This window comes from Pseudomonas sp. BLCC-B112 (assembly GCF_028550695.1).
Lineage (GTDB): Bacteria > Pseudomonadota > Gammaproteobacteria > Pseudomonadales > Pseudomonadaceae > Aquipseudomonas > Aquipseudomonas danubii.
Genome location: NZ_JAQQGK010000009.1, coordinates 14169 through 36898, shown reverse-complemented (window position 1 = coordinate 36898; position 22730 = coordinate 14169). Strand labels below are relative to the sequence as shown.

Below are 22730 nucleotides of genomic sequence, written 5' to 3'. Positions count from 1 at the left end.
CCTAGACGAATGATGTCGCTATCAGTTTGAAGTGGCAACCTGGTGGATGGGCTTGGGGCTCAGGCTTGGGAGATTTTAGGCCCTGGGGGGGGGCTGAGGACGGCTATGCGGCTTTGCATCGAACACAGCCCCTGTGATGGTTATCAGGTGGGATCATCCGGGGTCGAGGCACCCATGCCCTCAAAGAACATCTCATCACCGCTTAGAAGCTGGTCGGCATCCAATTTGCGCCTGAGATCCTCACCCTCAAGGTCAGGCCCAGGACACTAAAAAATCAGACGAACGGTATAGATGCTGAACGCGCCCTACCTGGACAGATAGTCTATCTCTCGCAGATGTACGACAGAGTGCACTCCAAAATGTAAATGTGAAAATGGCCGGTTTCACTGGGCTTGGAGGTGGAATTTCTCGAAGGATTTCGAGCGAGAACGAAGCGGAGGTTTACATCTGCTCAATCGGCAGTATTCAGAAAAATAGGGGTTTACTTTTCTAGAATCTGCAGTGCTATAATCAAGTCATGCAGCGAACACTGGAACAGATCCGAGCCCTTAAATGCAAGGTTTCAGGCGATCAGGTGTGAAGCTGAAGGGTGTGAAAAGGTAGATTTACTAGGTTTCCCTTTGCATCCTGTCAAAATTAAGCAGTGGGTGAAGCGATCGCACAACACTACCGCGCCCCGGGCCAGTGCCGGGCGAATCACCGAGGCCAGGTGCTGGGCGCGGGCCGCGAACACCAACAGCAGCTCGGTATCGGCGCTCATGACTTCCTCCCCCGGAGTCAGCAACACTTCGCGAATCCGTTCAGCCAGGGGCGTGCCACCAGGCTCGCGGGTCAACAACACTTCGATGCCTGCAGCGCGCAAACGCTCGGCGAGGTACTCGCGGTTGGTGCTTTTGCCGGCACCTTCCGGGCCTTCCAGGGTAATAAACAAGCCAGTCACAGGCAGTCCTTAATCAAAGTCATTGCGGGCGTTTCGGCGCGGGTTCGGGCTCCACCGGAGCCACAGCCGGCGCGGGTGACGCTGGCGGCGAGCTGTCCGGCGCCGCCTGAGGCGCAACTGCCGGCGCCGAACTCTCGGCTTCGGGAGCGGCCGGAGCAGTTACTGGCGCCGGGCTGGAACGATAGTCGGCGCGACGCTTGAGCTGGAACTCGCGCACGGCGCTGTTATGGGCATCCAGATCATCGGAGAACACATGGCTGCCGTCACCCCGGGCAACAAAATACAGGCTCTTGCCCGGCACCGGATTGAGAGCGGCATGAATCGCCTCGCGCCCGACCATGGCAATCGGCGTGGGTGGCAACCCGGCAATCACATAGGTGTTATAGGGCGTGGCTTCCTTGAGATGCGCCCGGGTCAGCTTGCCGGTGTAGCGCTCGCCCAGACCATAGATCACGGTAGGATCGGTCTGCAGCAGCATGCCGATCTGCATGCGCCGTACAAAGACCCCGGCGATCTGCCCACGCTCATGGGGCACGCCGGTTTCCTTTTCCACCAGCGACGCCATTATCAGCGCCTGATAGGGATCACTGTAAGGCGCATCATCAGCCCGCCTGCTCCACTCCTTGGCCAGTACATCGTCCAGGCGGTCGTAGGCTTTTTCCAGAAGTTCGGCATCGGTCATGCCGCGCACAAAACGATAGGTATCGGGGAAGAAACGCCCCTCGGGGAACACGCCGCCGTGTCCGAGCTTCTCCATCACCTGGCTGTCGCTGAGACCGGTCAGGGTCTGTTGCAATTTGTCGCTCTTGGCCAGGGCACTGCGCACCTGACGGAAGGTCCAGCCCTCCACCAGGGTCAGGCTGTACTGCACCACCTCGCCTCGCTGCCAGAGACCGATCAGGCCTTCGGCAGTCATGCCCGGTGTCATGCGGTACTCGCCGCTGTGCAAAGGCTGCCCCGGCAAGTTGAAGCGCCAGTAAAGGCGCAGCCAGAACGCGTCCTGGATCACGCCATCAGCCTGCAGACGATTGAAGGTTCCGGTGGGCGTAGAACCGGCGGGAACATCGAGCAGTTGCTCCTGACTCAGGTTCAGCGGTTGTTCCAGGGCCGAGTGCAGTTTCCAGGCACTCGCGCCCAGCAGCAGACCTGCCAGGACCAGTCCGGTTTCCAGCAGGAGCAGAAATTTACGTCTCACGAATCAAGCATCCAGTAGTGCGCGGGTAATGCCCTGCAGTTTACGGGTGAGCGGTCCTGCCGACCAGCGCATCCCGGCGCAGCCAAGCACTGGCCAAATGCCGTAGACACTGTTGCAGACGAAGACCTCGTCCGCCTGTTGCAGTTGATCAAGGCTGATATCCGCCACTTCAAAGGGGATGCCTTGTGACTCGGCCTGAAACAAAATTTCAGCGCGCATCACTCCAGCCACACCGCAGCGACTCAGATCAGCCGTCAGGAGACGCCCCTGACTGACCAGAAACAGATTGCTGAATACACCTTCGATCACCCGTCCGGCACCGTCGAGCATCAAGCCTTCGGCGTGCTCGAGATCGCGCCATTCAGCGCGAGCCAGAACCTGTTCAAGGCGATTGAGATGCTTGAGGCCAGCCAACAGCGGCTGCTCGGATAAACGCGTGACGCAAGGGAACAGCACAACCCCCTGATCGGCATGAGCCGCCGGATAAGCCGGCAAGGCCCCGCCCTGGAGAATCCGCCGCGCAGCACCTGCAGGATCGGCGGCATATCCTCGCAGACTGTCGCCCCGGGTCAGGATCAGCTTGAGCACGCCCTCCCCCAGGGCCGCCGCATAGGCCAGCACTTCGTCGCGAATCAGCGCCTGATCCGCGCTCAGCGCCAGACGTCGGCAGCCTTCGGCCAGACGCTGCAAGTGCCGCTCCAGCAGTTGCGGTTGCCCGGATCGGACAGCGATGGTCTCGAACAGACCATCGCCATAGGCCAGGCCGCGGTCCCTGAGCGACAGCGCGTCAGCCGGCCGACCGTCGACCCAGCTTTGCATCACTCGGAGAACCGGCGGAACACCAGGGAGCCGTTGGTGCCACCAAAGCCGAAGGAGTTGGACAGCACCACATCGATGTCCATGCTGCGCGCAGTGTGCGGCACGAAATCGAGGTCGCAACCCTCATCCGGTTCATCCAGGTTGATGGTGGGCGGCGCGGCCTGACTGTTGATTGCCAGTACGCTGAAGATCGCCTCGATCGCCCCGGCGGCACCCAGCAGGTGACCGGTCATGGACTTGGTGGAACTGACCGCGAGCTTGTAGGCATGGTCGCCGAACACGCTCTTGATCGCTTCGGCTTCCGCCAGGTCACCGGCCGGAGTCGAAGTACCGTGGGCGTTGATGTACTGCACTTGATCGACATTGAGCTTGGCGTCACGCAAGGCGTTGGCGATGCAGCGAGCGGCACCGGCGCCATCGGCGGGTGGCGACGTCATGTGATAGGCATCACCGCTCATGCCGAAGCCGATCAGCTCAGCGTAGATGGTGGCGCCACGAGCCTTGGCGTGCTCCAGTTCCTCAAGAACCAGGGCGCCCGCACCGTCGGCCAGCACGAAGCCATCACGCCCCTTGTCCCACGGACGGCTGGCACGGGTCGGCTCGTCATTGCGAGTCGACAGCGCACGGGACGCACCGAAGCCCCCCATACCCAGGCCACAGGCGGCCATTTCGGCGCCACCGGCAATCATCACGTCGGCTTCGCCATAGGCAATGTTGCGCGCGGCCATGCCGATGCAGTGGGTACCAGTGGTACAGGCAGTAGAAATGGCATAGTTCGGCCCCTGGGCACCCAGATGGATGGACAGGAAGCCGGAAATCATATTGATGATCGAACCGGGCACGAAGAACGGAGAAATCCGCCGTGGGCCGGAATCGTGCAGGATACGGCTGGTTTCTTCGATATTGGTCAAACCGCCAATACCCGACCCCATGGCCACGCCGATGCGCTCACGGTTGGCATCGGTGACTTCCAGGCCGGCGTTACGCACCGCCTGAAACCCGGCCGCCAGACCGTATTGAATGAACAGGTCGAGTTTGCGGGCCTCTTTGGCCGACAGGTATTCCTCGACATTGAAGCCCTTTACCGAGCCGCCAAAACGGGTGGAATAGGCAGAAAGGTCGGTGTGTTCGATCAGACCAATGCCACTTTGGCCAGCCAGAATGCCCTGCCAGCTACTCGGTACATCCGTACCCAGTGGCGACAACATACCCATACCGGTGACTACGACGCGTCTACGCGACACAGCACTCTCCTTTTTCTAATGACGACACTTTGTATCAGGCCTAAAGAAAAAACCGCACGCCGTAACGGCAGTGCGGTTTTTCCATGACAGCAAAAGACGACTACAAACGATTAAGCCTGGTGGCTAGTAACGTAGTCGATAGCTGCTTGAACGGTAGTGATCTTTTCAGCTTCTTCGTCAGGGATTTCGGTCTCGAATTCCTCTTCCAGAGCCATCACCAGCTCAACGGTGTCAAGGGAGTCGGCACCCAGGTCTTCAACGAAGGAAGCGGTGTTCACAACTTCTTCTTCTTTAACGCCCAGTTGCTCAGCAACGATTTTCTTGACGCGCTCTTCGATGGTGCTCATACCTTGTTTTCACTCCTAATGGACAAATTCAGGCAGCTGGCCAGTGGGTAAGTGTATAGAAAGGCTTTTCAGCTTTTCAACTGAAAGCTTCATCCCTCAAACCCTTTGGCCATCTGCCTATAAATTGATTGCAGCTTTATAACGGATTTTAGACAGCTCGTATGACATTTTTTTGAAGCAATCCGTCACATTTGACTCACATATACATCCCGCCGTTGACCGGGATTGTAGCCCCAGTAACGTATGCCGCACCGTCGGATGCCAGAAAAGCGACCACTTGCGCGATCTCTTGAGCCTGACCCAGACGACCCAGCGGAATTTGCGTCAGCAGGGCTTCACGTTGTGCTTCCGGCAGCTCGCGGGTCATATCGGTATCGATAAAACCTGGAGCAACCGAGTTCACAGTGATCGACCGCGAACCCACTTCACGCGCCAGGGCACGGCTGAAACCTTCCAGACCGGCTTTGGCGGCGGCGTAGTTTACTTGGCCTGCGTTGCCCATGGCACCCACAACCGAGCCAATACTGATAATTCGACCCCAACGAGCCTTGGTCATGCCACGCAAAACACCCTTGGACAGGCGATACAGACTATTCAAGTTGGTATCGACCACGTCGTACCACTCGTCATCTTTCATGCGCATCATCAGGTTGTCGCGAGTGATACCGGCATTGTTCACCAGGATCGCCGGCGCACCGAACTGTTCGGTGATGCTGGCCAGAACCGCAGCCACGGACTCGTCGCTGGTGACATTGAGCTCAAGGCCGGTGCCTTGAATGCCATTTTCCTTGAGGGTAGCGGCGATGCGCTCGGCCCCCGAAGCGGAAGTGGCAGTCCCCACCACGGTGGCGCCCATACGCCCCAGCTCAAGCGCGATGGCCTGGCCGATCCCACGGCTAGCGCCGGTCACCAGTGCAACTTTACCTTGCAGACTCATGCAAGCTTCTCCTAGTTCAGGCCAACGCTGCACGAGCGGCAGCGAAAGCATCTGGGGTATTCAGGTTAGAGGTCGACACGCCTTCGGCGCAGCGCTTGTTGAGACCGGCCAGGACCTTGCCTGGACCGCATTCCACCAGCTGGGTGGCGCCCTGGTTCGCCAGGGTCTGCACCGACTCGACCCAGCGCACAGGCTTGTACAGCTGTTCCAGCAAGTCGCGCTTGAGAGTATCGAGGTCGGCCGCCACGGCGGCGCTGACATTCTGTACCAGCGGAATCTGCGGTGCCTGCCAGTTGATCGCAGCAATCGATTCAGCGAAACGCTCAGCCGCAGGGCGCATAAGCTCGCAATGGGACGGCACGCTGACCGGCAATGGCATGGCACGCTTGGCTCCGCGCGCCTTGCAACCCTCGATAGCACGGTCCACCGCCGCCTTGGCACCAGCGATCACCACCTGGCCCGGGGAGTTGTAGTTCACCGCACTGACCACTTCACCTTGCGCCGCTTCTGCACAGGCCGCCACGACATCGGCGTCGTCCAGACCAAGAATTGCCGCCATGCCGCCTTGACCTGCCGGCACGGCTTCCTGCATCAGCTGACCACGACGCTCGACCAGCTTGACCGCTTCGGCCAGAGTCAGACTGCCAGCGGCCACCAGGGCGCTGTATTCACCCAGACTGTGACCCGCGACGAAGGCCGGACGCGCACCACCCTCAGCCAACCAGACACGCCACAGGGCGATGGAGGCGGTGAGGATGGCCGGTTGAGTCTTGTCGGTTTGATTGAGCAGCTCTTCGGGACCTTGCTGGGTCAGCGCCCAGAGGTCGTAGCCCAGAGCATCGGAGGCTTCCTTGAAGGTATCGAGGATCAGTGGGTACTGCGCGCCCAACTCGGCCAACATGCCGAGGGACTGCGAGCCCTGTCCTGGAAAGACGAATGCGAGGGATGCAGACATGTAACAAGCCCCTAATGATCTTGTCGTCGGAGAATTGACGTCACACCGCGGTGGACGCAAGAAACTGACAGTTGGATGGCCAATTGAACTGAGCGGTCACATTTAAGCACTCCACAGGATAAACGCCTAAAGCAAGAGATCTTCAAGGCGCCCATGCAGGCGTCGCGGCAGGTCTTCCTGGATTTCGATCAATGCACGCTGAATCGCACTCTGGAACCCCTGAACGCCCGCAGAACCGTGGCTTTTCACCACTATTCCCTGCAACCCGAGAAAGCTCGCACCATTGTGCCGAGCCGGCGCCAGGTCCGCCTGTAATCGCCGCATCAGCGGCAAGGCCAGCACACCTACGGCCCGGGATAGCAGATTGCGCCTGAACAATGCCTCGATACGAGCAGCAATCATGGTGGCCAGCCCCTCGCTGGACTTGAGCAGGATGTTGCCGACAAAACCGTCGCACACCACCACATCCGCCTCGCCGCGATACAACCCGTCACCTTCAACGAAGCCTATGTAGTTCAGCCCTCGCGCCTGCTGAAGCAGACTCGCCGCCAGCTTGACCTGCTGATTACCCTTGATGTCTTCGGTACCGATATTCAGCAAGGCCACTCTTGGCCGCACGATGCCCAGGCTTTGTGCCGCAACCGACCCCATGATTGCGAACTGCAACAGGTGCTCGGCACTGCAATCGACGTTGGCCCCCAGGTCCAGCAACTGGCAATAGCCGCGCTGAGTGGGAATGGCAGCCACCATCGCCGGACGATCGATGCCGGGCAGGGTCTTGAGTACGTAACGCGACAGAGCCATCAGCGCCCCGGTATTACCTGCACTGACACAAGCCTGGACCTTTTCATCCCGCAACAACTCGAGCGCCACCCGCATCGACGAATCAGGCTTGCCACGCAATGCCTGGGCAGGCTTCTCGTCCATGGCAATCACTTCGCTTGCCGGAGTAATCGTCAGGCGCGCGCGATCCACGGCCGAATGACCAGAGAGCAGCTCTTCAAGTAGGGAGGGTTGACCGACCAGGGTCAGATGCAGCGAGGGGGTAGCAGACAGGCAAGCAATACTGGCCTGAACAATGCTGCGGGGACCGAAGTCCCCGCCCATTGCGTCAATCGCGATGACTTGAGCGGACAAGGATTACTCGTCAGCGCCCTTGTCGATCACTTTACGACCACGGTATACGCCTTCTGGCGATACGTGGTGACGCAGGTGAACTTCACCGGTGGTCTTTTCTACGGACAGGGTGCTAGCCTCGAGAGCATCGTGGGAGCGACGCATGTCACGGGCAGAGCGGGATTTTTTGTTCTGCTGAACAGCCATAATTGATTAACTCCTAAACGTTTGGGTCACGCTTTAACTGCGCCAATACACTGAACGGGTTGGACCGCGTTACCTCGTCCTCGCTCGGTTCGGGCTCATCGAGCCCCGCCGGCTGCTGGCATTCTTCCGGATGATGAGCAGGCACGATGGGCAAGGCAAGCAAAAGCTCTTCCTCAACCAACGCCTGCAGATCCAAAGGATCTTCGCCCAGTTCCAGCACGTCATAACCTTTCGGCAACGACTGGGTATTCGCACCCTCCTTCACCACGGCATAACTGCACTCGCTGTGGATCGGCAGGGTGACCAGCTCAAGACAACGCTGGCAAACCATTTTGACTTCGACGTCGATGGAGCTGTGGATAACTACAGCTTTACGCTCGTCACGCTCGAAAACGAATTTAGCCTGCACCGTACCGACATTGTCGGAAAGCGGGTCGCAGAGTCTCTCCAAATCGGCCAGCAGCAGTTCACCTTGAAGGGTGGTGCCACGGTCAGCCAATTTGCGCGGGTCAACGTGAGGTGGAATCGGGTCATTCAACATAGGCGCAGCATTATAGGGATGCCCCCGGCCATGTCAAAGGAAATTCAGCCCTGTCCGTCACTTGCGAGCCCCGCTAGAATTCCCGCCCCACCCCAGGAGATGCGCATGCTGCCTTTATTACTAGCTTCGAGCTCGGTGTACCGCCGAGAATTGCTCTCTCGCCTGCAACTCCCCTTCACTTGCAGCTCTCCTGACATTGATGAAAGCCACCGCCCCGGCGAGCACGCCATAGAGCTGGTGAAGCGCCTGGCGGAGGAAAAAGCCCGCGCCCTGGCAACCACCCACCCGGCACACCTGATCATCGGCTCGGATCAGGTGGCGGTACTGGGAGAGCGCATCATCGGCAAGCCTCACACCTTCGACAAGGCCCGCCAGCAGTTGCTGGACGCCAGCGGCGCGAGCGTGACCTTCCTCACCGGCCTAGCCCTACTCAACAGCAAGAGCGGCCAATGCCAGGTGGACTGCATCCCCTTTACGGTCAACATGCGCCACCTCGACAGCGCCCGCATCGAACGCTACCTGCACGCAGAGCAGCCCTTCGACTGCGCTGGCAGCTTCAAGGCCGAAGGCCTGGGTGTCAGCCTGTTCCAGAGCACCGCCGGCAGCGATGCCACCAGCCTCATAGGCCTGCCACTGATCCGACTGGTGGACATGCTACTGACCGAAGGCGTGGAAGTACCCTGAGCAGACACTAAAAAGCCGGCACTGCGGCCGGCTTTTTACTCACCCTCGAAGTCAACGCAAGGTTGGCCCCTGAAAACCCATCCACATGGCGATCTGCTCAGCCACACTGGCGCCCAGCTTCTTCGAGAAACGATCGAAAGGCGATTCCTGAACAGTAAAATCCACCACTTCCTTCTCACCGATCACATCCCGCGCCACCGAACTGGTGTTGCCCAGGCCGTCGATCAAGCCCAACTGCAATGCCTGCTCACCAGACCAGATCAATCCGGAGAACAGCTCAGGATGCTCCTTGTCCTTGAGACGCTCGCCACGCCCCTGCTTGACGCTGGCGATGAACTGACGATGAGTTGTATCCAGCACACCTTGCCAGAACTGGGTCTCTTCAGGCTTTTGCGGCTGAAACGGATCAAGGAACGACTTGTGCTCGCCAGAGGTGTAGGTACGGCGCTCGACCCCCAGCTTCTCCATGGCACCGACAAAACCGTAACCGGCAGCCGTAACCCCAATGGAGCCCACCAGACTCGCCTTGTCGGCATAGATCTGATCAGCAGCACTGGCAATGTAATAAGCGCCAGAAGCACCGAGATCAGAAATCACCGCATAAACCTTGGTGTCCTTGTGCAGAGCCCGTAAACGGCGAATCTCGTCATAAACATAGCCAGACTGCACCGGACTGCCGCCAGGACTGTTGATACGCAAAACAATGCCCTTGACCTTGGGATCATCAAAGGCCGTGCGCAAGCTACCGACGATATTGTCTGCACTTGCAGACTCCTTGTCGGCAATCACCCCCGTGACATCGATCACTGCGGTGTAGCTACCACCGCGAGCGGCGCTCTTCTCCATGGTCATCAACGGAGTAAACAACGCCAGCGCGACAAACAGGTACACAAAGGTCAGCAGCTTGAAGAAAATCCCCCAACGCCGCGAACGACGCTGCTCCTGAACACTGGCCAGGAGGGTCTTTTCCAACAACTGCCAGCTTTTATCGTCACCACCTTCAGCGCTGGCCTTGCTTGGCGCCTTCCATTCATCAGACATGCTTGCTACCCCAACGAAAACTTAATCGACACCCTGACTGAGCCAGGCGTGCAACTCAGGAAAACGATCAATGGACAGGCGCGGCTCAAACACCTGCAAGGCCTCAATGGACTGAGCACCGTAGCTAACCGCCACCGAATCCATGCCAGCATTACGCGCCATCAACAGATCGAAGGACGAATCCCCGACCATCAATGCCTGCCGAGGCCCAACACCGCAATGAGCAAGAATCTCCTCCAGCATCAAGGGATGGGGCTTGCTGGCAGTCTCATCGGCGGCCCGGGTGATATCGAAATACTCTTCCCAGCCATGAGACTTCAGCACCCGATCCAAGCCCCGACGCGCCTTGCCCGTAGCGACCGCCAACCGATAACCCTCAGCCCGAAAGGCCTCAAGAGACGACACCACTCCAGCAAACAACGGTGAAGGCTCAGCCTCAAGCGCGATGTAGTGTTCCGCGTAATGCTGACGAAAGGCGACCAACTGGCCGTCGTCGATTTCCGGATACAAGGTACGAATCGCCTCCGGCAACCCAAGCCCGATGATGCCCTTGACGGCAAAATCATCACGCCGAGGAAAACCGGATCGATCGGCAGATACGTGCATCGACTCAACAATCCGACCAATGGAGTCAGCCAGAGTGCCGTCCCAATCGAAGATCAGCAGTTGGTAATCAGGGTGCACTCAAGCGCTCCACGGTTTTGGCCCACATGTCGTCCACTGGGGCCTGCAACTTCAGCTCACCACCATCCGGCAGCGGCACCGTCAACATATAGGCATGGAGAAACAGGCGCTTACCGCCCAACTCGCGAATCTCACGAGTGAAATCATCGTCGCCGTACTTGCTGTCGCCGGCGATGCAGTGCCCGGCGTGCAGGGTGTGCACGCGAATCTGATGCGTACGCCCGGTGACCGGCTTGGCCTCAACCATGGTGGCGAACTCACCGAAGCGGCGCAGCACCTTGAACACCGTCAAGGCCTCCTTGCCCTCCTCGTTCACTTCAACCATGCGCTCGCCTGAGCGCAGATTGCTCTTGAGCAACGGCGCCCGCACCTGCTTCAGCGCAGTAGCCCAGTGACCACGAACCAGCGCCATATAGCGCTTATCCACACCATCACCGCGCAAAGCGGCATGCAGGTGGCGCAACATGCTGCGCTTCTTCGCGATCATCAACAGGCCAGAAGTATCGCGATCAAGGCGATGCACCAGCTCCAGTTCCTTGGCATCCGGACGCAACTGACGAAAGGCTTCGATTACCCCGAAATTCAGGCCGCTTCCGCCATGCACAGCAATGCCTGCAGGCTTGTTGATCACAATCAGGGCCTTGTCTTCGAAGACGATCGACGCCTCAAGACGCTGCAGCAAACCTTGCGCCAGCGGCACCGGCTCGTCGCGCTCAGGCACGCGCACCGGCGGCACGCGCACCACATCACCCGCCTGCAGCTTGTATTCGGGCTTAATCCGCCCCTTGTTCACCCGCACTTCGCCTTTGCGCAAGATGCGATAAATCAAGGTCTTGGGCACGCCTTTGAGCCGAGCGAGAAGGAAGTTATCAATTCGTTGGCCGGCATATTCCGGCGAGACCTCAAGCATTTGAACGCCTGGGGTCGAGGGGGCAGTAGTCGTCATGGCGCGAATGATAACAATTTTTTATGGATTTGAAGCACTTAATGATTGCTGCTATAGTCGCGAACGCCGCCAAAAGCGGCTGGACAGCGGAACAGCGGCAACTAGCCGGCCCTGACCAACGCAATTCATAAGGACGCAAGGCCGTCCTACGCAGCTCTCGCTACATACCGGAAGAGTTTGACGTTGTAACAAGCGCAGGTGACATGAGGCCTGAAACCCGTAGAAAGCAGAGTTATCACTCGCCTTTTACGCAGCGATTAACGGCCAGTTCACAAAGTGCAGTCGGCGACAGACAACCCCGAGCGAAGGTTACGGAAACAACGCCTTTAGCCATGATGCGTGACCTCCCCTTTCGGAGTTCACGGTAAATGCCAACCCGCTGCGGATTCTGCGCGCGGCAGCACCCGAATTATCAGGGATACGTGTAGGGTGGAGATGCACAACCGTCGGACTGTGTAGCATTAGGCTTTATTCAAGACGCTTCATCTCGTCCACAGTCGCCGGTTGATTCCTCCTCCTGACAGACTTTTGCTTAAGCGGTGCCTTAGTCACCACAGCAAGCAGGACGCGTGAGTCGCGACTTCGTTCTTAGTTATTCGGACGGACCTCGCTAGACACTCGAGTGGTCAACCACTCCTGACGCACCTGACACCGACCGTGAGAAGTCGTGTGTGCCGAACGCCGTTTCCGGCAGCCCGGAAACCGACGGTACTACATGAAAAGAATGCTGATTAACGCAACTCAACCCGAAGAGTTGCGTGTTGCCCTGGTAGACGGCCAGCGCCTCTACGATCTGGACATCGAGTCCGGCGCACGCGAGCAGAAAAAGGCCAACATCTATAAAGGCCGCATCACTCGTATCGAACCAAGCCTTGAGGCTGCCTTTGTCGATTTCGGCTCTGAGCGCCACGGCTTCCTGCCCCTCAAAGAAATCTCCCGCGAATACTTCAAGAAAGCCCCTGAAGGCCGCGTCAACATCAAGGACGTCCTGAGCGAAGGCCAGGAAGTCATCGTCCAGGTCGAAAAAGAAGAGCGTGGCAACAAGGGCGCCGCCCTGACCACCTTCATCAGCCTGGCGGGCCGTTACCTGGTACTGATGCCGAACAACCCACGTGCCGGCGGCATCTCCCGTCGCATCGAAGGCGAAGAACGCAACGAACTGCGTGAAGCGTTGAACGGCCTGGTAGCTCCTGCCGACATGGGCCTGATCGTGCGCACTGCCGGCCTGGGCCGCAGCAGCGAAGAAATGCAGTGGGACCTCGACTACCTGCTGCAACTCTGGACCGCCATCAAAGAAGCATCGCTGGATCGCTCCGCGCCATTCCTGATCTACCAGGAAAGCAACGTGATCATCCGCGCGATCCGCGACTACCTGCGCCAGGACATCGGCGAAGTGCTGATCGACAGCGTTGAAGCCCAGGACGAAGCCCTGACCTTCATCCGCCAGGTGATGCCGCAGTACGCCAGCAAGATCAAGCTGTACGAAGACAGCGTGCCGCTGTTCAACCGTTTCCAGATCGAAAGCCAGATCGAGACCGCCTTCCAGCGCGTGGTTGAACTGCCTTCCGGCGGCTCCATCGTCATCGACCCAACCGAAGCCCTGGTGTCCATCGACATCAACTCGGCCCGCGCCACCAAAGGCAGCGACATCGAAGAAACCGCCCTGCAGACCAACCTGGAAGCAGCGGAAGAAATCGCTCGCCAGTTGCGCCTGCGTGACATCGGCGGTCTGATCGTCATCGACTTCATCGACATGACCCCGGCCAAGAACCAGCGCGCAGTGGAAGAGAAAGTCCGCGAATGCCTGGAAGCCGACCGCGCCCGTGTGCAGATCGGTCGCATCTCGCGCTTCGGCCTGCTGGAAATGTCCCGTCAGCGCCTGCGCCCATCCCTGGGTGAAAGCAGCGGCATCGTCTGCCCACGCTGCAACGGCACCGGCATCATCCGTGACGTCGAGTCGCTGTCCCTGGCGATCCTGCGCCTGATCGAAGAAGAAGCCCTGAAAGACCGCACCGCCGAAGTTCGCGCCCAAGTGCCGATTCCGGTCGCGGCTTTCCTGCTCAACGAAAAACGCAACTCGATCACCAAGATCGAACTGCGTACCCGTGCCCGCATCGTCATCCTGCCGAACGATCACCTCGAAACGCCGCACTTCGAAGTTCAGCGCCTGCGCGATGACAGCCCGGAAGCCAACACCAACCAGTCCAGCTACGAAATCGCCGCTGCCGCTGCCGAAGCCGAAGAAGTTCAGCCAACCGCCGCCACCCGTACCCTGGTTCGCCAGGAAGCCGCGGTGAAGACCGCTCCGGCTCGCGCCAACGCTCCAGTGCCAACCGAAGCACCTGCACCGGTTGCCGCTCCAGCTCCGGTTGTTGCCGAGCCGAGCCTGTTCAAAGGCCTGGTGAAGTCCCTGGTCAGCCTGTTCGCCACCAAGAAAGAGCCAGCGGCTCCAGTTGTGGTCGAGAAGCCAGTGACCGAACGTCCTACGCGCAGCAACGAAGAACAACGTCGCAATGGCCGCCAACAGAGCCGCAACCGTAATGGTCGCCGCGATGAAGAACGCAAGCCGCGCGAAGAACGTGCTCCGCGTGAAGAACGCGCACCACGGGAAGAGCGTCAGCCACGGGAAGTTCGTGAAGCCCGTGAAGAAGTACAAGGCGTAGCCCGCGAAGAACGCGCTCCACGCGCACCTCGTGAAGAACGTCAACCACGCGCCCCCCGCGAGGACCGCAAGCCACGTGGCGAACGTGAAGAGCGTGTTCGCGAGCTGCGTGAACCGCTGGATGCCGCTCCGGCTGCAGCCGCCGCTACCGCCGCTGTGACTGAAGAGCGTCCAGCTCGCCAGCCACGTGAAGAGCGCCAGCCGCGTCAACCGCGTGAAGAGCGCCAACCACGCGCCGAGCAGGCTCAAGCCGCTGCCGCCAGCGAAGAAGAAGTGCTGCCGAACGAAGAGCAACTGCAGGAAGAAGGCCAGGACAACGCCGAAGGCGAACGTCCACGTCGTCGCTCCCGCGGCCAGCGTCGTCGCAGCAATCGTCGTGAACGTCAGCGCGATGCCAACGGCAATGTGATCGAAGGCTCGGAAGATAACGGCGAAGAGCCGAGCAGCGCCGACCTGGCTGCCGGCCTCGCGGTTACCGCTGCCGTTGCCAGCACCGCCATCAGCGCCAACGCTGAAGCCGAAGCGCATCAGCAAGCCGAACGTGCTACGGCCGCGGTTGAAGAAAAGGCTCCGCAAGCGCCTGTTGTTGAAGCCAACACTGCAGTGGAAACTCCAGCAGCTCCAGCGGTTGAAGTTGCTCCAGTAGCCGAAGCGGCTCCGGTTGTTGCAGAACCCGCCCAGGTTGAAGTTGCTGCCGAACCGGCCGTGGTTGTGGAAGCACAGCCAGTGGCTGCCCAGCAGCCTGTGGCAGAACCTGTAGCCCCAGCGCCAGTGACTGAAGAAAAGGCCATCGAGCCGGCTCAGGAAACTCCAGTGCCTGCAACTGAGCCTGTAGCTGTCGAGCAGCCAGTGGTTGCTCAGCAGCCAGCCCAGGCTGAAGAGCCTGCTCCGGTTGTCGCCCCTGTGGTTGCCGAAGCACCCGCTCCAGTGATCGAGGCCGCTCCTGCCAGCGCCCTGACCAGCAACGGTCGCGCACCAAACGATCCGCGCGAAGTGCGTCGTCGCAAGCGTGAAGCCGAGCGTCTGCAGAAGGAGGCCGAACTGGCTGCCGCAGCTGCCCCGGTTGAAGCCGTGGTCGCTGCCGAACCCGCTCCGGTAGAAGCGCCAGTGGTCGTCGAGGCCGCTCCAGCGCCTGTCGAAGCAGCCGAAGCAGCACCTGCGCCTGTCGCCGAACCTGCGGTCGAGCAAGCTGCCCCAGCCGTGGAAGAGGCTCCGCACAACGTCGAACACACCGTTGAGCACGTAGCCCACACCGAGGAGAAACAGCACGAGCCTAAACCTCTCGTCTGATTCCATCGGCAATGAAAAAGCCCCGCCCGGTTAACCGAGCGGGGCTTTTTCATGCCTGCCATTCAGCGTTCCCGATAGACCAGCGCCTCGGGTCGATCCACATCCCATACCACTCCCGGGTCGGTCACTGCCACCTCGACCACCTTGCCCGAGGTAAACAGGCACTTGGCACCGCGATCACCGGACAAGCCTTGCAATGCAGCGCCATAAGCCCGACCAAACCCCACCGGATGCCCCAGATCGTCACCCAGCCGAGGCACGCTGATGCCCTCCTCGGTCAACGCCTCGATTACCCGCGTTATGGTGCCAGGCAAGATAAAGGGCATATCCCCCAGCAAAATCACCCAACCACCGGCATCGGCACTAGCAGCCACTGCCGCCGCCAGACTCTGGCCCATGCCAAGGGAATCCAGCAACAGCACCTGGCAGCCATAAGCCTGCGCCAGTTCCGCCACCTGCGGCCGACCCGGCGTCGTGACCAGCACTCGCCGATGCATTTCCACCGGCAGGTTGACCAGCACCTGTTCCAGCACCGGTCGCAATACACCATCGCGACCTCTGCAAGGTGCCAGCAACTTATCCTGATCGCTCCCTGCCACCTCTTGATAACGACTGCCCTGCCCCGCCGCCAGGATGACGGCGCAAGGCGGGGCAATCATGTGGTCGCCTCGGCCACTCGGGCCAACGGCTTCTTCTGCAAGGGCTCAATGCCATTCTTGATCGCCACAATCTCCGCCATCAGCGACAGGGCAATCTCCGCCGGCGTATGACTGCCGATGTGCAACCCCACCGGGCCATGCAAACGCTCGATGGCCGGCGCTGACAATCCCAAGAGCGCCAGATTGTCCCGACGTTTCTGGCTGTTGACCCGAGACCCCAGGGCTCCGACATAAAACGCCGGGGAATCGAGCGCCGTCAGCAGGGCCATGTCATCCAGACGCGGATCGTGAGTCAGCGCCACCACCGCCGTGCGCTCATCGGGCTTGATACTCAGCACCGCATCGTCGGGCATGCCGGCGACAAAGCGCCCATCCTGATCCTCCCACCCTTGCACGAACTCCTGGCGCGGATCACAGACCAGCACCTCGAAGTCCAGCAGACGGGCCATTTGCGCCACATAACGGGAAAGCTGCCCGGCGCCGATCAGCAACAGACGCCAGCGCGGCCCATAGATCGCCCGCAGAGTGAGCCCATCGAACGCCAGCTCATCCGTCTTGCTCGCTGCCTTGAGCAGCACCTGGCCGCTGCTCAGGTTCAATTCCCGAGCCACGATCTGGTGCGCTTCGCAGCGCTCCAGCAACTCGGCGACCCAGGAAGGATCGCCAACCCGCTCCTCGGTCAGGCGCAAGGTGCCGCCACAAGGCAGGCCAAAACGTGCCGCCTCCTCCAGGGTCACACCATAGGTCAGCAACTGCACCGGCGGCCCGGACAGGGACAAGCGCCCATCCGCCAGGCGCGTGATCAAGTCGTCCTCGATACAACCACCGGATACCGAGCCAATCACCACCCCATCGTCGCGCAAGGCCAACATGGCACCCGGCAACCGGGGCGCACTGCCCCAGGTCTGCACCACGCTATAGAGCACCACCGTGCGCCCGGCGCGGCGCCACTCCAGAACACTGCGCAGGACATTCAGGTCGACGCTGTCCATCAGGCACCCGCCTGCTGCCAACCCTGCAGCTGGTAGCGCACGGGCAGATTGCGGATGCGCTTGCCGGTGGCGGCGAAGATGGCGTTGCACAGGGCCGGCGCAATCGGTGGTACACCCGGTTCACCAACGCCCCCAAGCGGCACCTCGCCCGGCGGAGTCAGCAAATGCACCTGCACCTCTTTCGGCGCCAGGGACATGCGGGCCACCTCATACATATGGAAATTGTCCTGCTGCACCTTGCCATCCTTGAAGCTGATCTCCCCCAGCACCGCATTGCCCAGGCCCATGACACAAGCCCCCTCGAACTGCGAGCGAATACGCTCGGGGTTGATCTGCGGACCGCAATCCACGGCGATATCAGCCTTGTGCACAATCAGCGTGCCATCCTCCTTCACCTCCACTTCGATCACCGCTGCCACGTAGGTCACGAAGCTGTAGTGCACCGCCAACCCCAGGCCACGCCCCTTGGGCAGCGAGCGCCCCCACCCGGCGGCCTTGGCCGCGGTTTCCAGCACCGCGCGCATGCGCCCGGTATCGATCGGGTAACGCTCAGGGGACTCGCCGTAATTCCATTCTTCGCTCAGGGTTCGCGGATCGATCTGACGGTCCGGCCCCAACAGCTTGAGCTGGTACTTCAGTGGGTCCTGGCCCGCCTTGTGGGCCAGTTCGTCGACAAAACTCTGAATGGCAAAACCGTGGGGAATGTTCGAGACCGAGCGATACCAACCCACCCGGGTATGGGCCGCAGCTTCGGGGTTTTCCAGGCGCACATTGGGGACCGCATAAGCCATGTTGGTGAAGCCCATGCCCAGCTCGAAGGCGCCTTCATGGTTCATTCCCGGAGCGAACAACGCGGTAATGCTCGGCGCCACGGTGCGATGCAGCCAGGCGGCGGGCATGCCGTCCTCGCTTAACCCGGCCTTGAGGTACTCCGCCGACACCGTATGGAAGTAGGAGTGGTGGATATCATCCTCCCGGGTCCACTGCACCCGCACCGCCTTGCCGGGAAATGCCTTGGCCAGGATGGCCGCCTCAAGAATGAAGTCCGGCTTGGATTTGCGTCCGAAGCCGCCGCCCAGCAGGGTGACGTTGACCGTGACCTGGTCAAAGCCGATGCCCAGGCGCTCGGCAATCCGCTCGCGGGTCACCTGAGGCGCCTGACTCGGCGCCCAGGCTTCGCAACGGCCATCCATGAAGCGCGCCACGGCCACCATCGGCTCCATGGGTGCCTGGGCCAGGTGCGGCAGGTAATAGGTGGCTTCCAGGCTGCTCTGCGCACCACTCAGGGCTTCATCCAGGTTGCCGGTGCTGCGCACCACCTTGCCCGGCTTTTGCGCCGCCGCCTCCAACTCCTTGCGATATTCGATGGAGTTGTACCCGGCATTGACTCCATCGTCCCACTCGATCTTCAGGGCATCGCGGCCCTTGATCGCCGCCCAGGTGTTGCTCGCCACCACCGCCACACCGCCCAGGGGCTGGAACTCGGAAGGCAACGGACGGCCATCGATGGGCATGACCTTGATCACCCCAGGCACCTTCAGCGCTGCACTGTCATCCACGGACTTGACCTTGCCGCCATAGACTCGGGGCCGCGCCACCGCCGCAAACAACATGCCTTCAAAGTGCACATCGGCGCCGTACACCGCACGACCATTGACGATGTCCTCGCCGTCGATGGCCCGGGTCGCCTCTTTACCGATATAGCGAAACTCCGACGCCTGCTTCAGCCGCAGGCTGTCCCGGGCCGGCACCGCCAGAGCCCCCGCCGCTGCGGCCAGAACGCCATAGCCCAGTTCGCGCCCGCTGGGTTGGTGAACCACTTTGTGCAACTGCGCCCGGCACTCGCTCAGCGGTACTTGCCATTGCTCGGCGGCGGCCTGTTCCAGCATGGTTCGCGCAGCGGCGCCGCAACGACGCATGGGCTCGTACCAATGGCGCATGCTGCGCGAACCGTCGGTGTCCTGGTTGCCAAAGCGCGCCTCGTCCCCGGGCGCCTGCTTGACCTTGACCTGAGCCCAATCGGCCTCCAGCTCATCAGCCACCACCATGCTCAGGCTGGTCCGCACCCCCTGGCCCATCTCCGAACGGTTGCAGATCACCGTCACGCTGCCGTCACTGGCGATGCTCACATAGACCTTGGGATCGTCGACCCAGCCATGGGGCATGCCGTCGGCACCGAACTTCTGGTCTTCGGCAAACGCCTGCTGCCAGCCCCAACTGGCCGCCAGCACCAGGGCTCCGGTTGCACCCACGCCCTTGAGAAAACTCCGGCGGCTGAGGTTGCTCAGGGCAAAATCACTGGGTAGGTGGTTCATGCCTTGGCCTCCTGCAGATGGTTGGCTGCCTGGCGAATCGCGGTCTTGATCCGGTTATAGGTACCGCAGCGACAGATATTGCCGAGCATCGCCTCCTCGATCTGCTCGTCGCTGGGATTGGGATGGGTCTTGAGCAATGCAGTGGCGGACATGATCTGTCCGCCCTGGCAATAACCGCACTGGGCCACCGCTGTATCCAGCCAGGCCTGCTGCACCACCTGCCCGACCGGATCGTTGTGCAGGTTATCGATGGTGCTGATGTTCTTGCCCAGCACCGAGCCGGCCGGGGTGATGCAACTGCGCGCCGGATCACCGTCGATATGAACGGTGCAGGCGCCGCACAGGCCCATGCCGCAGCCGAATTTGGTGCCGCTGTAACCCGCCACATCGCGGATGGCCCACAACAGTGGCATGTCCTCGGTGACGTCCAGTGGATGATCTTGACCGTTAAGCTTCAGGGTAATCATGGGCACGCCCGCATTCTATGAGGTGATGGGGTCGAGCCATCTGCCACGCAGCAGCGCGGCTGCGGTGCGCGCAGATCGGCTCAGGCTAATCGGGCTCTCTTGTGAAGACGGGGCTTCACCGGGCCTTTGGCGACGACAAATACTCACATTGTTAGCAAGCTAAGTTAAGTCGTCATGCATAAAAAAGCCTTGCAGGGTGTAAACCGTGCAAGGCTTTTGACTCAAGCGCTGAGCTTAGTTCAAGAGCTGCCTCAATACAGATTCGGCTCCATCTCCAGCTCGACACCGAAGCGCTCGGCGATATCGCGCTGGATTCGTCGGGCCAACTCCAACAGCTGCAAGCCTGTGGCCGTACCGTAGTTCACCAGCACCAAGGACTGCAGGCGATGCACGCCAGCATCGGCATCGCGAAAGCCTTTCCAGCCCGCCTGCTCGATCAGCCAGCCGGCCGCCAGCTTGACCTGCCCGTCGGCCTGGGGATAACCCACCAGCCCCGGATGCGACTGCTTGATCTGCGCCGCCAGCACCGCCGATACCACCGGGTTCTTGAAAAAGCTGCCGGCATTGCCAAGCACCGCCGGGTCCGGAAGTTTCTCGCTGCGGATACTGCAAATCGCCCGGCTGACATCCCTGGCGGTCGGCTGTTCGATGCCCTGCTCACTCAAGCGCTGACGCACCGGACCGTATTCAAGATGCAAATGATCGACACGGTTCAAGGCAAAACGCACCCGCAGAATCAGCCAGCGGCCGGCCTGATGCTTGAACAGACTGTCGCGGTAGGCGAACTGGCACTGATCCAGATCGAAGTCCCGCAGTTCGCCGGTCTGCCGATCAAGGGCGGTGAGACCGACGAACACGTCCTTGATCTCGACACCATAGGCACCGATGTTCTGCATCGGCGCGGCGCCGACGGTGCCGGGGATCAGGCTGAGGTTCTCCAGCCCGGACAAGCCCTGGTCCAGGGTCCATTGCACGAAGGGATGCCAGGTTTCGCCAGCCTCGGCTTCCACCACCACCCGCTGCCCATCATCGCTAAGCAAGCGAATCCCACGGGTGGCCATGCGCAACACCAGTGCCTGGATATCCGTCGTCAGCAGCAGGTTGCTGCCGCCGCCGATCACCAGCAGTGGCAACTGCTGATCGGCGCAATAGGCCAGGGCCTCGCGTACGTCGTCATCGCTGTGGGCCTGGGCGAACCGCTGCGCCTTGACCTCAACCCCGAAACTGTTGAACGGCTTGAGGGACACATCGGATTGAATGTCCAGGCTCATAACCGCCCCTTCAGTTCGATCACCAACCGATCACAGGCATCCTCGATCAGGTCCAGCACCTGCTCGAAGCCCTGCTCACCGTCGTAATACGGGTCCGGCACTTCATCCAGCGGCGCCTCGTAGCGGCGCAGGAACAGATCCAGCTCGGCCTTGCCCAAAGCCGGCTGCAAGGCCTTGAGGTTGCGCAGGTTGCTCTGATCCATGGCGAAAATCAGGTCATATACGGCGAAATCGGCACTGCCAACCTGCTGCGCCCGTTGCGCAGAAAGGTCGTAGCCACGCCGCAAGGCCGCCTGCTGGCTGCGCTTGTCCGGCGCCTTGCCAACGTGCCAGTCGCTGGTGCCGGCGGACGCGACCTGAACCTGATGACCCAGGCCAGCTTCTTGCAACTTATGGCGCAACACGCCTTCGGCGGTGGGCGAGCGGCAGATGTTGCCCAGGCAGACGAACAGAACCCGCATCACGCCTCCAGCAGGCGCCGAACGCGCTCAAGGTCTTCGGCGGTATCGACGCCAGTGGGAGGTGCTTCCAGGGCATCGGCAACGTGGATGCGCACGCCGTGCCACAGGGCACGCAACTGCTCCAGGGACTCGGTGTTTTCCAGCCAGCACGGCCCCCAACTGACGAAGTCATGGAGAAAACCTGCACGGTAGGCGTAGATACCGATGTGTCGGCGATAAGGCACGCCTTCCGGCAACTGATCATGACTCTTGGCAAAGGCATCCCGGGCCCACGGCAAGGTGGCGCGACTGAAGGTCAGGGCCAGGCCGTTGAGATCAGTGACCACCTTGACCACGTTCGGATTGAACAGAGTCTGTGCGTCCTCGATCGGCTCGGCCAGGGTAGCCATGCGCGCTTCGGTATGGGCCGCCAGGTTGGCCGCCACCTGATCGATCACCGAAGGCGGAATCAGCGGCTCATCACCCTGGACGTTGACCACAATGGCATCCGCCGCCAGGCCGAGCTTGGCCGCGACTTCCGCCAAACGATCGGTACCCGAATTGTGGTCTTCCCGGGTCAGCAGCGCTTGCGCGCCAAAGCCCTGGCAGGCCTCGACGATACGCTGATCATCGGTGGCCACCACCACTCGCTCGGCGCTGCTCTTGCAGGCCTGCTCCCAGACCCACTGGATCATCGGCTTGCCGGCGATCAGTTGCAGGGGTTTGCCTGGCAGGCGGGTGGAGGCGAAACGCGCCGGGATGACCACGGTGAAAGCGCTGCTCATTTGTCCAGACGCTCTTCGGTGGTCAGGGTACGGGCCTCGCTTTCCAGCATCACCGGGATGCCGTCGCGAATCGGGTAGGCCAGGCCGGCGCCCTTGCTGATCAGCTCGGTCTTGTCGGCGCTGAGTTTGAGAGGGCCTTTGCAGATCGGGCAGGCCAGGATGTCGAGCAGTTTGGTGTCCATGAGGTTTCCCT

The 22730-nt window shown here is 60.8% G+C and carries 22 protein-coding genes and 1 pseudogene; 2 read left to right on the top strand and 21 right to left on the bottom strand.

The annotated features are described in order from the left end of the window. Positions 1-646: 646 nt before the first annotated feature. From tmk to PQT43_RS22670, 10 genes and pseudogenes are all read right to left on the bottom strand, one after another. A pseudogene (gene tmk, locus PQT43_RS22715) lies at positions 647-940 on the bottom strand (dTMP kinase); the annotation flags it as partial. 19 nt (positions 941-959) lie between these two features. Then, the gene (gene mltG, locus PQT43_RS22710) at positions 960-2135 is read right to left on the bottom strand and encodes an endolytic transglycosylase MltG (protein WP_102878934.1); all 1176 of its coding nucleotides are present in this window, start codon (positions 2133-2135) and stop codon (positions 960-962) included. Positions 2136-2138: 3 nt separating this feature from the next. Continuing rightward, the gene (gene pabC, locus PQT43_RS22705; protein WP_267269619.1) at positions 2139-2954 is read right to left on the bottom strand and encodes an aminodeoxychorismate lyase; all 816 of its coding nucleotides are present in this window, start codon (positions 2952-2954) and stop codon (positions 2139-2141) included. Beyond that, positions 2954-4198 carry a beta-ketoacyl-ACP synthase II gene (gene fabF, locus PQT43_RS22700; protein WP_102863910.1) on the bottom strand — a complete coding sequence of 415 codons (1245 nt, stop codon included), beginning with the start codon at positions 4196-4198 and terminating at the stop codon, positions 2954-2956. Before fabF ends, pabC begins: the two co-directional genes overlap by 1 nt. A 110-nt stretch (positions 4199-4308) precedes the next feature. Next, positions 4309-4545, bottom strand: a complete 237-nt coding sequence (acpP, locus tag PQT43_RS22695; RefSeq protein ID WP_003175607.1) for an acyl carrier protein — start codon at positions 4543-4545, stop codon at positions 4309-4311. 196 nt (positions 4546-4741) lie between these two features. Beyond that, entirely contained in the window at positions 4742-5482 is a 741-nt protein-coding gene (fabG, locus tag PQT43_RS22690) for a 3-oxoacyl-ACP reductase FabG (protein WP_011060118.1), read from the bottom strand. 16 nt (positions 5483-5498) lie between these two features. Next, complete coding sequence (gene fabD / locus PQT43_RS22685; protein ID WP_102863911.1) at positions 5499-6437, bottom strand: ACP S-malonyltransferase; 939 nt, start codon at positions 6435-6437, stop codon at positions 5499-5501. 126 nt (positions 6438-6563) lie between these two features. Continuing rightward, a complete protein-coding gene (plsX, locus tag PQT43_RS22680; protein ID WP_102863912.1) occupies positions 6564-7574 on the bottom strand; it encodes a phosphate acyltransferase PlsX in 1011 nt (336 codons plus the stop codon). Between the two features lie 3 nt (positions 7575-7577). Continuing rightward, positions 7578-7760 (bottom strand): 50S ribosomal protein L32, encoded by a 183-nt coding sequence (rpmF, locus tag PQT43_RS22675; RefSeq protein ID WP_003179396.1) that lies wholly within the window; start codon positions 7758-7760, stop codon positions 7578-7580. 13 nt (positions 7761-7773) lie between these two features. Further along, positions 7774-8301 carry a YceD family protein gene (locus tag PQT43_RS22670; protein ID WP_011060115.1) on the bottom strand — a complete coding sequence of 176 codons (528 nt, stop codon included), beginning with the start codon at positions 8299-8301 and terminating at the stop codon, positions 7774-7776. A 105-nt stretch (positions 8302-8406) separates the two neighbouring features. On the opposite strand from PQT43_RS22670, the gene PQT43_RS22665 reads away from it, so the two are divergent. Then, the gene (locus PQT43_RS22665) at positions 8407-8985 is read left to right on the top strand and encodes a Maf family protein (RefSeq protein ID WP_170003423.1); all 579 of its coding nucleotides are present in this window, start codon (positions 8407-8409) and stop codon (positions 8983-8985) included. A 51-nt stretch (positions 8986-9036) separates the two neighbouring features. On the opposite strand, the gene sppA is transcribed toward PQT43_RS22665, so the two are convergent. Genes sppA through rluC form a run of 3 tightly spaced genes read right to left on the bottom strand, consistent with a single transcriptional unit; the run spans position 9037 to position 11656 of the window. After that, on the bottom strand, positions 9037-10026 hold the full coding sequence (gene sppA, locus PQT43_RS22660; protein ID WP_272754609.1) for a signal peptide peptidase SppA: 990 nt from the start codon (positions 10024-10026) through the stop codon (positions 9037-9039). A gap of 21 nt (positions 10027-10047) precedes the next feature. After that, positions 10048-10710 carry an HAD-IA family hydrolase gene (locus tag PQT43_RS22655; RefSeq protein ID WP_102863915.1) on the bottom strand — a complete coding sequence of 221 codons (663 nt, stop codon included), beginning with the start codon at positions 10708-10710 and terminating at the stop codon, positions 10048-10050. Then, on the bottom strand, positions 10700-11656 hold the full coding sequence (gene rluC, locus PQT43_RS22650; RefSeq protein WP_102863916.1) for a 23S rRNA pseudouridine(955/2504/2580) synthase RluC: 957 nt from the start codon (positions 11654-11656) through the stop codon (positions 10700-10702). The genes PQT43_RS22655 and rluC overlap by 11 nt, the downstream gene beginning before the upstream one ends. A 715-nt stretch (positions 11657-12371) precedes the next feature. Here rluC and rne point away from each other — a divergent pair. Then, entirely contained in the window at positions 12372-15608 is a 3237-nt protein-coding gene (gene rne, locus PQT43_RS22645) for a ribonuclease E (RefSeq protein ID WP_272754608.1), read from the top strand. A 62-nt stretch (positions 15609-15670) separates the two neighbouring features. On the opposite strand, the gene PQT43_RS22640 is transcribed toward rne, so the two are convergent. The 8 genes from PQT43_RS22640 to PQT43_RS22605 all read right to left on the bottom strand — a co-directional run bounded on the left by PQT43_RS22640 (position 15671) and on the right by PQT43_RS22605 (position 22719). Beyond that, positions 15671-16267, bottom strand: a complete 597-nt coding sequence (locus PQT43_RS22640) for a nucleotidyltransferase family protein (protein ID WP_272754605.1) — start codon at positions 16265-16267, stop codon at positions 15671-15673. Beyond that, positions 16264-17259, bottom strand: a complete 996-nt coding sequence (locus PQT43_RS22635) for an XdhC family protein (protein WP_102863919.1) — start codon at positions 17257-17259, stop codon at positions 16264-16266. Before PQT43_RS22635 ends, PQT43_RS22640 begins: the two co-directional genes overlap by 4 nt. After that, positions 17259-19574: a xanthine dehydrogenase family protein molybdopterin-binding subunit gene (locus PQT43_RS22630; protein ID WP_272754604.1), complete on the bottom strand. Its 2316-nt coding sequence runs from the start codon at positions 19572-19574 to the stop codon at positions 17259-17261. Before PQT43_RS22630 ends, PQT43_RS22635 begins: the two co-directional genes overlap by 1 nt. Continuing rightward, complete coding sequence (locus PQT43_RS22625) at positions 19571-20041, bottom strand: (2Fe-2S)-binding protein (protein WP_102878924.1); 471 nt, start codon at positions 20039-20041, stop codon at positions 19571-19573. Before PQT43_RS22625 ends, PQT43_RS22630 begins: the two co-directional genes overlap by 4 nt. A 251-nt stretch (positions 20042-20292) precedes the next feature. Beyond that, positions 20293-21312: a UDP-N-acetylmuramate dehydrogenase gene (murB, locus tag PQT43_RS22620; RefSeq protein ID WP_102878923.1), complete on the bottom strand. Its 1020-nt coding sequence runs from the start codon at positions 21310-21312 to the stop codon at positions 20293-20295. Beyond that, positions 21309-21773, bottom strand: coding sequence for a low molecular weight protein-tyrosine-phosphatase (locus PQT43_RS22615; protein WP_102863923.1), 465 nt, complete (start codon positions 21771-21773; stop codon positions 21309-21311). Before PQT43_RS22615 ends, murB begins: the two co-directional genes overlap by 4 nt. After that, positions 21773-22537: a 3-deoxy-manno-octulosonate cytidylyltransferase gene (kdsB, locus tag PQT43_RS22610; protein ID WP_253084468.1), complete on the bottom strand. Its 765-nt coding sequence runs from the start codon at positions 22535-22537 to the stop codon at positions 21773-21775. The genes PQT43_RS22615 and kdsB overlap by 1 nt, the downstream gene beginning before the upstream one ends. Next, positions 22534-22719: a Trm112 family protein gene (locus PQT43_RS22605; protein ID WP_011060103.1), complete on the bottom strand. Its 186-nt coding sequence runs from the start codon at positions 22717-22719 to the stop codon at positions 22534-22536. Before PQT43_RS22605 ends, kdsB begins: the two co-directional genes overlap by 4 nt. Positions 22720-22730 lie beyond the last annotated feature (11 nt).